The 11,525-nt window shown below is 59.8% G+C and carries 10 protein-coding genes and 1 tRNA gene (1 of these 11 running past the window's edge); 1 reads left to right on the forward strand and 10 read right to left on the reverse strand.

Going from position 1 to position 11,525, the window contains the following annotated elements; translation table 11 throughout:
- Nucleotides 1-99: 99 nt before the first annotated feature.
- The 10 genes from AC07OP_RS13190 to rnr form a co-directional block, all read right to left on the reverse strand.
- Nucleotides 100-561, reverse strand: coding sequence for a hypothetical protein (locus tag AC07OP_RS13190; RefSeq protein WP_495101324.1), 462 nt, complete (start codon nt 559-561; stop codon nt 100-102).
- Complete coding sequence (ssp4, locus tag AC07OP_RS13195) at nt 558-1,478, reverse strand: Ssp4 family T6SS effector (protein ID WP_115486395.1); 921 nt, start codon at nt 1,476-1,478, stop codon at nt 558-560. The genes AC07OP_RS13190 and ssp4 overlap by 4 nt, the downstream gene beginning before the upstream one ends.
- Nucleotides 1,479-1,635: 157 nt before the next feature.
- A complete protein-coding gene (locus tag AC07OP_RS13200; RefSeq protein WP_027607690.1) occupies nt 1,636-3,939 on the reverse strand; it encodes a YgiQ family radical SAM protein in 2,304 nt (767 codons plus the stop codon).
- A 96-nt stretch (nt 3,940-4,035) separates the two neighbouring features.
- Nucleotides 4,036-5,433: a replicative DNA helicase gene (dnaB, locus tag AC07OP_RS13205; RefSeq protein WP_017526410.1), complete on the reverse strand. Its 1,398-nt coding sequence runs from the start codon at nt 5,431-5,433 to the stop codon at nt 4,036-4,038.
- 110 nt (nt 5,434-5,543) lie between these two features.
- Complete coding sequence (gene rplI, locus AC07OP_RS13210; RefSeq protein WP_003171376.1) at nt 5,544-5,990, reverse strand: 50S ribosomal protein L9; 447 nt, start codon at nt 5,988-5,990, stop codon at nt 5,544-5,546.
- Nucleotides 5,991-6,008: 18 nt separating this feature from the next.
- Nucleotides 6,009-6,899, reverse strand: a complete 891-nt coding sequence (locus AC07OP_RS13215; protein ID WP_065925619.1) for a YybS family protein — start codon at nt 6,897-6,899, stop codon at nt 6,009-6,011.
- A 36-nt stretch (nt 6,900-6,935) separates the two neighbouring features.
- Entirely contained in the window at nt 6,936-7,166 is a 231-nt protein-coding gene (rpsR, locus tag AC07OP_RS13220; protein WP_003171373.1) for a 30S ribosomal protein S18, read from the reverse strand.
- A 29-nt stretch (nt 7,167-7,195) separates the two neighbouring features.
- Nucleotides 7,196-7,618 (reverse strand): 30S ribosomal protein S6, encoded by a 423-nt coding sequence (rpsF, locus tag AC07OP_RS13225; RefSeq protein ID WP_003171371.1) that lies wholly within the window; start codon nt 7,616-7,618, stop codon nt 7,196-7,198.
- Nucleotides 7,619-7,866: 248 nt separating this feature from the next.
- Complete coding sequence (rlmB, locus tag AC07OP_RS13230) at nt 7,867-8,622, reverse strand: 23S rRNA (guanosine(2251)-2'-O)-methyltransferase RlmB (RefSeq protein ID WP_010213600.1); 756 nt, start codon at nt 8,620-8,622, stop codon at nt 7,867-7,869.
- Complete coding sequence (rnr, locus tag AC07OP_RS13235) at nt 8,619-11,252, reverse strand: ribonuclease R (RefSeq protein ID WP_495101325.1); 2,634 nt, start codon at nt 11,250-11,252, stop codon at nt 8,619-8,621. Before rnr ends, rlmB begins: the two co-directional genes overlap by 4 nt.
- A gap of 224 nt (nt 11,253-11,476) precedes the next feature.
- Here rnr and AC07OP_RS13240 point away from each other — a divergent pair.
- A tRNA-Leu gene (locus AC07OP_RS13240) sits at nt 11,477-11,525 on the forward strand; it runs 138 nt beyond the window's last position.

An 11,525-nucleotide genomic window follows, 5' to 3' on the forward strand; every position in this document is an offset into this window, starting at 1 on the left:
TGCAGTACAGCACCAAAACGGCGCCGACGGTGGTGTCGTGGTGCAGGCGCCGCACATATTTGTGGCGTTAATGTGAGGATGGGTGGCGAATCTACCCAATCAACGGGTTTTGCGCTTTGCGATTACGGTTGGTTTAACCGCCTGCCGAATGCGACGGATTCCCACGAGTTTCGTGCGCATCTCTCGTTGAACCTTGCTGTTAAGTGTCAATAATCCGAGCAATGGGAATAACAGCGCCAACCCATAAAGGACTTTGTGAGGCTGGAATTGAACCATCGGAACTACAAACAGTAGACAGGCGACATAGATACCGACCATTCCCCACACCCATGAGGGTCGGCCCCGCAAAATCATAAAGTTGCTATGGACCGTCAACAGAATGAGCAGCGCCCCGGCAGACATGATCTTGAGCCCCACTTGAGCCATCGGCGCATCACGAAAATAGGTGATGAACGCCAGCGCCACAGCCAACGCCAAAGAAAAACACGCAGCAAATACGCCGCCCATAAACGTCAGAAAGTATTGTCTGAAAAAGTCGCGTAGCGTCATCAATTCGCTCATTCGCTTACCTCCTCGTACAGTCCAATCGCGATGGTGTTGACGTTTCCGGAGTAGGCACTCCCGCCAAACCCAACGCTTGCGCCCAGGACGTCTTTGATCTGGGTAGTGGTGCTGTGCTTGAGCTGCGTAGGGGTGAAACGCTTGGTGAGTTCGCCCGACGCCTGCCTCAATTTGATCATCTTCGCGGTCAAGCTGGGATGGTTGATGCTCAGCAGCTCTTTCGTCAGCTTGGCTCTTTCCTGGCGATTCAAACCGCGAAGCACATCACGCAGGCTCTTGCCCGTCGATGCTTTGGCGGCCCTGACCAGCTTGACCGTCGTCAGGGCCGAAGCGCCCACGCCTGCCAGTGATACGGCGTCCAGCACGATGGACGCATTCTGGTACCAGCCTTCACTGTCGAGCGAATCCTTGACCTCAGGTTTGGCGACTTCCAGCGCTGTTCGGGCAATGCCGTTGAAACACTGAAGCGTACTTGCGCCGGCAGCCGCATACCCCACTACAACGATGACGGAACTGGCGCCAGCGCTGAAAGGCACCAGAATGGTTCCACTGGCGATCGCAGCCCAACTGATGACCGCCCCCAAGCAGGAGATTCCGGTATTCACGGCTTCGCCAATCAGTCGCGATTCTCGAGGATTGCTCACGACATGTTGAGCAAACTGTGTTGGCGCAATGTACTTCTGCGCTTCACGCAAAATGATGCGCTTGGGCTTGATGCTGCAGATGGGCTTGAATTCGCGCAGGGTAATGACATTGAAGTCAGCGTCGATATACACCACTCCCGCGCCGACGATGCGGGGGTCCGCGTCGATGGCCGCGAACAGCCGTGGCAGGTTGATCTGGCTTTCGATGCGCTGGCGCGCCATGAACTGGGAGCGGTTGGAGTCCATGCCGATGTTGAGCAGGGGGTTGCTCATGGGGTGATCTTCCTTGAAGGGGTGGAGACTGGACTGACGCTATCGGGGGCAAGCCCCCGATAGCGATTTAATGGGCGCCACCTTACCAAACAGCCTCCCCACCGCCTAGAAAGCAAAACGCCAGCACAAGGCTGGCGTTTGCATTTTCAAGCGACGATCAACGCGGCACCACCGGCTTGCGGGCCGGCTTGCCGCCCTTGCCCTTGGCCGCATCGCTGCGTTCCTTGGCCGCCTGCTTGTTACGCGCCTGGGCCGCAGCCTTGGCTTGCTCACGCTTGTCCCACGGGTTGCTGCCGTCACTGCCACGGGGCGGCAAGCCGGTGTGCTGGGTGAGGATCCTGGTGGTGGTTTCCTTGGCGACCTTGTGGCTGCCAGCCGGCGTCGAGTTCTTGCGACGGGCGCTCTGGTAGCTGTCGGTGCTCGGCTGGTGCAGCGGGATCAGTTGGTCCTTGCCCGGCCCGATCAGGTCGGCACGGCCCATGCGGGTCAACGCTTCACGCAGCATCGGCCAGCCCTTTGGATCGTGATAACGCAGGAACGCCTTGTGCAGGCGGCGCTGCTCCTCGCTCTTGACGATGGTCACCGCGTCGCTCTTGTAGGTGACCTTGCGCAGCGGGTTCTTGCCCGAGTGGTACATCGCGGTCGCGGTGGCCATCGGCGACGGGTAGAACGCCTGCACCTGGTCGGCGCGGAAGCCGTTGCCCTTGAGCCACAGGGCCAGGTTCATCATGTCTTCATCGGTGGTGCCCGGGTGGGCGGCGATGAAGTAAGGGATCAGGTACTGCTCCTTACCCGCTTCCTTGGTGTACTTCTCGAACATGCGCTTGAACTTGTCATAGCTGCCGATGCCCGGCTTCATCATCTGGTTGAGCGGACCTTCCTCGGTATGTTCCGGGGCGATCTTGAGGTAGCCACCGACGTGGTGGGTGACCAGCTCCTTGACGTATTCCGGCGACTCGACCGCGAGGTCGTAGCGCAGGCCGGAAGCGATCAAGATCTTCTTCACCCCCGGCAATGCACGGGCGCTGCGGTACAACTGGATCAACGACGAGTGGTCGGTGTTCAGGTTCGGGCAGATGCCGGGGAACACGCACGACGGCTTGCGGCACGCGGATTCGATTTCCGGGCTCTTACAGGCAATGCGGTACATGTTCGCAGTCGGGCCGCCGAGGTCAGAGATCACACCGGTGAAGCCTGGAACCTTGTCGCGGATCTCTTCGATTTCGCGAATGATCGACTCTTCGGAACGGTTCTGGATGATCCGGCCTTCGTGCTCGGTGATAGAGCAGAAGGTGCAGCCGCCGAAGCAGCCACGCATGATGTTCACCGAGAAGCGGATCATGTCGTAGGCTGGGATTTTCTCCTTGCCGTACGCCGGGTGCGGAACACGGGCGTAAGGCATGCCGAACACGTAGTCCATTTCTTCGGTGGTCATCGGAATCGGCGGCGGGTTGAACCACACGTCCACTTCGCCGTGCTTCTGCACCAGGGCGCGGGCGTTGCCTGGGTTGGTTTCCAGGTGCAACACGCGGTTGGCGTGGGCATAGAGCACGGCGTCGCCACGGACTTTTTCCACCGAGGGCAGGCGGATCACGGTCTTGTCGCGGGTCATGCGCGGGCTGGCCAGGATCTGCACGACCTTGGCTTCTTCCGGATCATCGACCGGCCCCTTTTCCTGCTCGATGGCGCAGGCCTGGGTGTCCTGGGTGTTGACGTACGGGTTGATGATCTTGTCGACCTTACCCGGGCGGTCGATACGTGTGGAATCCACTTCGTACCAGCCGGCTGGAGTATCGCGACGGATGAACGCGGTGCCGCGCACATCGGTAATGTCTTCGATCTTGTGGCCCCACGACAGGCGCTGGGCGACTTCGACGATAGCCCGCTCGGCGTTGCCGTACAGCAGGATATCGGCGGTGGCGTCGATCAGGATCGAGTTGCGCACGCGGTCCTGCCAGTAGTCGTAGTGGGCGATGCGGCGCAGGGACGCTTCGATGCCGCCGAGTACGATCGGCACGTTCTTGTAGGCTTCCTTGCAACGCTGGCTGTACACCAGGCTGGCGCGGTCCGGACGTTTGCCGGCCATGCCGCCAGGGGTGTAGGCGTCGTCGGAACGGATTTTCTTGTCGGCGGTGTAGCGGTTGATCATCGAGTCCATGTTGCCGGCCGCGACGCCGAAGAACAGGTTCGGCTCGCCCAGTTTCATGAAGTCGTCTTTGGACTGCCAGTTCGGCTGCGCAATGATCCCGACGCGGAAGCCCTGGGACTCCAGCAGCCGGCCGATGATGGCCATGCCGAACGACGGGTGGTCCACGTAGGCATCACCGGTGACGATGATGATGTCGCACGAATCCCAGCCAAGCTGATCCATCTCCTCCCTGCTCATCGGCAGGAATGGCGCAGGACCGAAACATTCGGCCCAGTACTTGGGATAGTCAAATAACGGCTTGGCTGTTTGCATGACGGTGACCGGTGTTGAGATGAAAAATCGCGGGCGCGGAATATAGCACAAATTTTGACCAATTCCGACGGTAATGGTCGGAATTGAGCAGACGGGTTATTCGTCGTCGTCGAAGTTGTAGCTGCCCGGCGCCAGGTTCTCGAAGCGCGTGTATTTACCGATGAACGCCAGGCGGATAAAGCCGATCGGGCCGTTACGCTGCTTGCCGATAATGATCTCGGCAATGCCTTTGTGCTCGGTCTCGGGGTGATACACCTCGTCGCGGTACACGAACATGATCACGTCGGCATCCTGCTCGATCGCTCCGGATTCCCGCAGGTCGGAGTTCACCGGGCGCTTGTTGGGACGTTGTTCCAGGGAGCGGTTGAGCTGGGACAGGGCGACTACCGGGCAGTTGAATTCCTTGGCCAGGGCCTTGAGGGACCGGGAAATTTCGGAAATTTCGTTGGTCCGGTTATCACCACTGGAGCCCGGGATCTGCATCAATTGCAGGTAGTCGATCATGATCAGGGCGATGTCGCCGTGCTCACGTACCAGGCGGCGGGTACGTGCACGCATCTCGGACGGGCTGATACCGGCGGTATCATCGATAAACAGCTTGCGGTCGTTGAGCAGGTTGACCGCCGAGGTCAGGCGCGGCCAGTCGTCGTCTTCCAGGCGACCGGCACGCACCTTGGTCTGGTCGATACGGCCGAGGGACGACAGCATACGCATGATCAGCGATTCGCCTGGCATCTCGAGGGAGTACACCAGGACGGTCTTGTCGCTGCGCAACACGGCGTTTTCCACCAGGTTCATCGCAAAGGTGGTCTTACCCATGGATGGACGGCCGGCGACGATGATCAGGTCGGACGGCTGCAGGCCGCTGGTCTTCTCGTCGAGGTCGGTGTAGCCGGTGGAAATACCAGTGATGGCGTTGTCGGTGTTGAACAAGGTGTCGATGCGGTCGATGGCCTTGGTCAACAGGTCGTTGACGCTGACCGGGCCGCCGGTTTTCGGGCGCGCTTCGGCGATCTGGAAGATCTGGCGCTCGGCTTCATCAAGGATTTCGGCGGCGGTGCGGCCTTCGGGGTTGAAGGCGCTGTCGGCGATTTCGGTGCTGATGCCGATCAACTGGCGCAGGGTGGCGCGCTCGCGAACGATCTGGGCATAGGCCTTGATGTTGGCGACGGACGGCGTGTTTTTTGCCAGCTCACCCAGGTAGCCCAGGCCACCGACCTGGGAGGTCTGGCCTTCCTTGTCCAACTGCTCGGCCAGGGTCACCACGTCGATTGGGGAGTTCTGGTCGGCCAGCTTGGCGATGGCACGGAAGATCAGGCGGTGGTCATGACGATAGAAATCACCGTCCGAGACTTGATCCAGCACGCGTTCCCAGGCGTTGTTGTCCAGCATCAGGCCACCGAGCACGGCCTGTTCGGCCTCGATGGAATGCGGCGGCACCTTCAGGGCAGCGGTTTGCAGATCGTATTGCTCAGGAGCTGAAATATCGTTCATGGCCACTTGGAATTAGGGGATTGTAGAAAAACAAAAGGCACGACCTGTAAACAGGATCGTGCCCGATGTTAACTGCCCGGCACACGAGGTGCCAGTCAGTTAGGTGCGACTTAAGCTGCTACCACGACAACGCGTACGGTGGCTTCAACTTCGGCGTGCAGGTGCACGGCTACGTCGAATTCGCCTACGTTGCGGATGGTGCCGTTCGGCAGACGAACTTCGCTCTTCTGCACTTCAACGCCGGAGGCGGTCAGTGCATCAGCGATGTCGTGGGTGCCGATCGAACCGAACAGCTTGCCTTCGTCACCGGCGGTGGCAGTGATAGTCACTTCCAGCTCAGCCAGTTGGGCAGCGCGAGTTTCGGCCGAAGCTTTCTTGTCTGCTGCTGCTTTTTCCAGCTCAGCGCGACGCTCTTCAAACGCAGCCAGGTTGGCAGCGGTTGCAGCGGTGGCTTTGCCGTATGGCAGCAGGTAGTTACGACCGTAGCCGGCCTTAACGTTCACTTTGTCGCCCAGGTTGCCCAGGTTGGCGACTTTTTCCAGAAGGATCAGTTGCATGTGAAAATCCTCTAACTTTTAACCTTCACCGTTCGCGTTATCGGCGTCTTTCGGCGCAGAACGTCCGCGAAAATCAATCAGGCTGTCGACAATGGCCAAGACCACGAGTAACGGACCGATCAAGTGCATGAGCGGCAGGACGGTGACGTAGATCCCCACCAGCCAGAAACTGGCCAGTCTTTTCTGCGCGACAAGCCCGTGAATCAGGGACAAGCCAGCGAAGAACAGCGGTACACCGCACAACGGCAACAGGATCAAGGTGTGCCACCCGATAAACGGGGCAACGCACATGACGGCCAGCAGTGACAGCGCAACGCGCTTGGGGATCCGGATTGCGCGAAACTCGCTTCCGAAACCGCCGGGGTTATACAACAACGCCTGCCAATAGCGCCCAAGAATCAGGCACAACACACTAAAGACCTGCACCGAAACCGCTGTCGAAATGATCAACATCGGAACTGCCAGTGAAGCGAGTGCTGCTTTCTGGTCTGCCGAGAACTTCTCGTAAGACTCACCCATCACCAGCGGCAAGACGTGTTGAAACGTCTGCGCCAGCGACTCGATGAAGGAACCGAAGACGGTCCCCAGGCTCACCGCACACAACAACCCCACGGCCGTGCTGACCAGCAGCACGCGATTCCAGGAATGCCCGGCGCGCAAAACCAACGCCAGGCTGCAACTCCCCAACAGCACCAGAAGTGCTGTCGGGTCTTGCAGGAAATGCCAGCTCACCAACACTGACAACAACCCCAGACCCAGGACGCTCAAGGCGTCCGAACCGCGCCGCAGGAGCACAAGGCAACCCGCGGCGGCACCCAACCAGAACAACAACGGCAACACTGCACATCCAGCCACTACCAGAGTGGCCTGCACACGACCGCGCATGATGAACTCAGCTAAGGCGCGCATGCATTCAATCCCTTACTACTTGTCGACTGCCCGGTCTCAGCGGCCGTGGCTGTCGGTGTAGGCCAGCAGGGCCAGGAAGCGGGCGCGCTTGATAGCGGTAGCCAGCTGACGCTGATAACGTGCTTTGGTACCGGTGATACGGCTTGGAACGATTTTGCCGGTCTCGGATACGTAGGCTTTCAGAGTGTTGAGATCTTTGTAGTCGATCTCCTTCACTTCTTCAGCGGTGAAGCGGCAAAACTTACGACGACGGAAGAAACGTGCCATTTGATAGGCTCCTTAATAAGGTCCGTGGATTACTCGTCAGCGTTATCGCTGCTGTCGCTGTCATCACTATCAGCGCTATCAGCGCCTTCGTGCTCAGGACGGTCGCGACGCTCACGGCGCTCACTGCGGTTTTCTTCAGCCTTGAGCATCTCGGATTGGCCGGTAACGGCTTCTTCGCGACGGATGACCAGGTTACGGATCACTGCATCGTTGTAGCGGAAGTTGTCTTCCAGCTCGGCCAGGGCCTTGCCAGTGCACTCAACGTTCAGCATCACGTAGTGAGCCTTGTGAACATTGTTGATTGCGTAGGCCAGTTGACGACGACCCCAATCTTCCAGACGGTGGATTTTGCCGCCGTCTTCTTCGATCAGCTTGGTGTAACGCTCAACCATGCCGCCGACTTGCTCGCTTTGATCCGGGTGGACCAAAAAGATGATTTCGTAATGACGCATGAATGCTCCTTACGGGTTGTAGCCTGCCGCTCAAAAACGGTCAGACAAGGAGTGAATGACACTTATGGATCTTGCCGCAGGGAGGCACATCGGTGCCTGCCAGGAAGGCAAGGGGCGCAATTGTAGAGAAGGGGAAGAACGGGCGCAAGGTGATTGGTGATTATTTGAACAATCGCCCAGGCACCACAAAAGCAAATGTGGGAGGGGACAGCCCCCTCCCACATGTTGGTTCTACGCCAGGCTTGGAATTACTTCTTCGCCTTGGCCTTGGCACCACGCTGACGCTGGGCCTCAAACAGGCACACACCGGTCGCAACCGACACGTTCAGGCTGCTGACACTACCGGCCATCGGCAAGTGCACCAGGTAATCGCAATGTTCACGGGTCAGGCGACGCATGCCCTTGCCTTCGGCCCCCATGATCAGGATGGTCGGGCCGGTGAGGTCCTGGTCATAAATGCTGACCTCGGCCTCTCCCGCCGTGCCCACGACCCACAGGCCGCGCTGCTGGAGTTTCTCCAGGGTGCGCGCCAGGTTGGTCACGGCCACCAGCGGAATCACTTCCGCCGCGCCACAGGCGACTTTACGCACCACCGGCGTCAAAGTAGCCGACTTGTCCTTCGGCACAATCACCGCCAGCGCACCCGCAGCATCGGCCGAGCGCAGGCACGCGCCGAGGTTGTGCGGGTCGGTCACGCCGTCCAGCACCAGCAGCAGCGGTGCACCTTCGGTACGGTCGAGCAGCTCATCGAGCATTGCTTCGCCCCAGACCTGGCTCGGACTGACGTCCGCCACCACACCCTGGTGAACGCCTTCGACCCACACGTCCATTTCACGCCGTTCGGCCTGGCCGATGGCGACTTTGTTTTGGGTGGCCAGCTCGACCAACGCCTGTACGCGCGGTTCGCTGCGGCCTTCGGCCAGCCAGACTTGCTTGACGCGCTTAGGGTGGTGACGCAGCAGTGCTTCTACGGCGTGGACGCCGTAGATTTTTTCCAGACTCATGACTTGGCCTTAGGTTTGCGCGAACCGCCGCTTTTCGCGGGGGCCGAACCCGCTTTTGGCGGGCCTTTACGGTGTTTACTGGGCTTGCTCGACGGCTTTTCCGCCCCTTGGGACTTTCCCCCAGACGCCGCTTTACCACCGCTTTTGGCTTCGTTGAGCAACTGCTGCTTCAACTCACGGCTCTTGCGCAGTTCGGCGTTTTTCGCCGCCGCGTCGCTTGGGCGGTAGGCCTCGGGCGCTTTGTCCTTGGCTGCTGGACGGCGCCCGGCCTTGGCTGGAGCGGGCTCTGCAACTGCCGCTTTGGCGGGAGTGCCTTTGCCTTTGCTTGCAGGCGCGGTCGTTTCGCTGCCACGCTTTTTACGGCCCGGCGCTTCAGCGGGCTTGTCAGGCATGCCAAAGTCGATCTTGCGCTCGTCGAGATCGACGCGCATGACCTGCACTTCCACGGTATCGCCCAAACGGAAGCTGCGACCGGTACGCTCGCCCGCCAGGCGGTGGTGCACAGGGTCGAAGTGGTAGTAGTCACCCGGCAAGGCGGTGACGTGCACCAGGCCTTCGACGTAGATGTCGGTCAGCTCGACGAACAGGCCAAAGCCGGTCACGGCGGTGATCACGCCTGGGAACGACTCGCCCACGCGGTCCTTCATGAACTCGCACTTGAGCCAGTTCACCACGTCGCGGGTGGCTTCGTCGGCGCGGCGCTCGCTCATGGAGCACTGCTCGCCCAACTGTTCCAGGGCCGCTTCGTCGTACGGGTAGATCCGCGCCTTCGGAATGGTCATGGCACCGGCACGCTTGACGTGCGGGGTGTTCTGCTTGGAATGGATCACGCTGCGGATTGCGCGGTGCGTGAGCAAGTCCGGATAACGGCGAATCGGCGAGGTGAAGTGGGTGTACGCCTCGTAATTCAGGCCGAAGTGGCCCTGGTTATCGGCGCTGTACACCGCCTGGCTCAGGGAGCGCAGCATCACGGTCTGGATCACGTGGTAATCCGGACGGTCCTTGATGCTGGCCAGCAGTGCCTGGTAGTCCTTCGGCGTCGGGCCGTCCTTGCCTTTGTGCAGGGACAGGCCCAGCTCGCCGAGGAACGCGCGCAGTTTTTCCAGGCGCTCCGGTGGCGGACCATCGTGCACACGGTAGAGCGCAGGGATTTCGTGCTTTTTCAGGAATTCAGCGGTGGCCACGTTGGCCGCCAGCATGCATTCCTCGATCAGCTTGTGCGCATCGTTACGGGTGGTCGGGGTGATCGCGGCGATCTTGCGCTCGGAACCGAAGACAATCCGGGTTTCCTGGGTTTCAAAATCGATCGCGCCACGCACATGACGGGCACCCAGCAACACTTTGTACAACGCGTACAGCTGCTTGAGGTGCGGCACCACATGCCCGTACTCACCACGCAACGCCTTGGCTTCGCTGGTTTTCGGCTGTTCCAGGATGGTGCTGACCTTGTTGTAGGTCAGGCGCGCCTGGGAGTGGATGACCGCTTCATAGAACTGGTAATCGGTCATTTCGCCGGTTTTCGAGATAGTCATCTCGCAAACCATGGCCAAACGGTCGACTTTCGGGTTCAGGGAGCAAAGGCCATTGGACAGCTGCTCGGGCAGCATCGGGATCACGCGCTCAGGGAAATACACGGAGTTGCCGCGTACCTGGGCCTCGTTATCCAGGGCCGAACCGATCTTCACATAGCTGGAGACGTCGGCAATCGCGACGAACAACTTCCAGCCGCCGGAGAACAGGCGCAGCTTGCCGGGCTTGGCTTCGCAGTAGACCGCATCGTCGAAGTCGCGGGCATCTTCACCGTCAATGGTGACGAACGGCAGATGGCGCAGGTCGATGCGTTTTTCCTTGTCCTTCTCTTCGACTTCCGGCTTGAGCTTGGCGGCTTCCTTGAGCACAGCCTCAGGCCAGACGTGAGGAATATCGTAGGTGCGCAGCGCGACGTCGATTTCCATGCCCGGCGCCATGTAGTTGCCGACCACTTCAACAATATCGCCCTGGGGCTGGAAGCGCGCAGTGGGCCAGTGGGTGATTTTCACCTCGACGAACTGACCGACCTTGGCAGCGCCATTGCGGCCCGGGGTGATCAGCACTTCCTGCTGGACCTTCGGGTTATCCGGCACAACAAAGCCGATACCGCCTTCTTCGAAGTAGCGGCCGACGATGGACTCGTGGGCACGGGACACCACTTCGACGATCACGCCTTCACGGCGACCACGACGGTCCAGGCCGGAAACCCGCGCCAGGGCACGGTCGCCATCGAACACCAGACGCATCTGCGCCGGGCTCATGAACAGGTCATCACTGCCGTCATCCGGGATCAGGAAGCCGAAACCGTCACGGTGGCCGGCAATGCGGCCGAGGATCAGGTCGAGCTTATCCACGGGTGCATAGGTGCCACGGCGGGTGTAGATCAGTTGAGCATCGCGCTCCATGGCACGCAGGCGGCGGCGCAGGGCTTCGAGCTGGTCTTCGGTGGTCAGACCGAACTCTTCGACCAGCTGCTCACGGCTAGCAGGCGAACCCCGATCGGCGAGGTGCGCCAGGATCAGTTCGCGGCTAGGAATAGGGTTTTCATATTTTTCCGCTTCACGAGCGGCCTCGGGATCGAGGGACTGCCAATCGGCCATTAGAGATTTTTCACCTTGTCTATATGCGGGTTAGTTTGGCATACGCGTATTGAAACGGGAAATTTCAGGCATCAACAAGCGTTTAAAAGCCTTTTACAGCCCTCGCCGCGCACCTTGCACGACCATTGGCGAAATTTTCCAGGTTTTTTTCATAGCGGGGGTTTACAGCTAAAAAACCGCTCCGTATAGTGCGCGCCATCGACGACGGCAACGTTGTTGATGTTGCCCAGGTGGTGAAATTGGTAGACACGCCAGCTTCAGGTGCTGGTGATC

Source organism: Pseudomonas sp. GW821-FHT09D08, assembly GCF_059416305.1.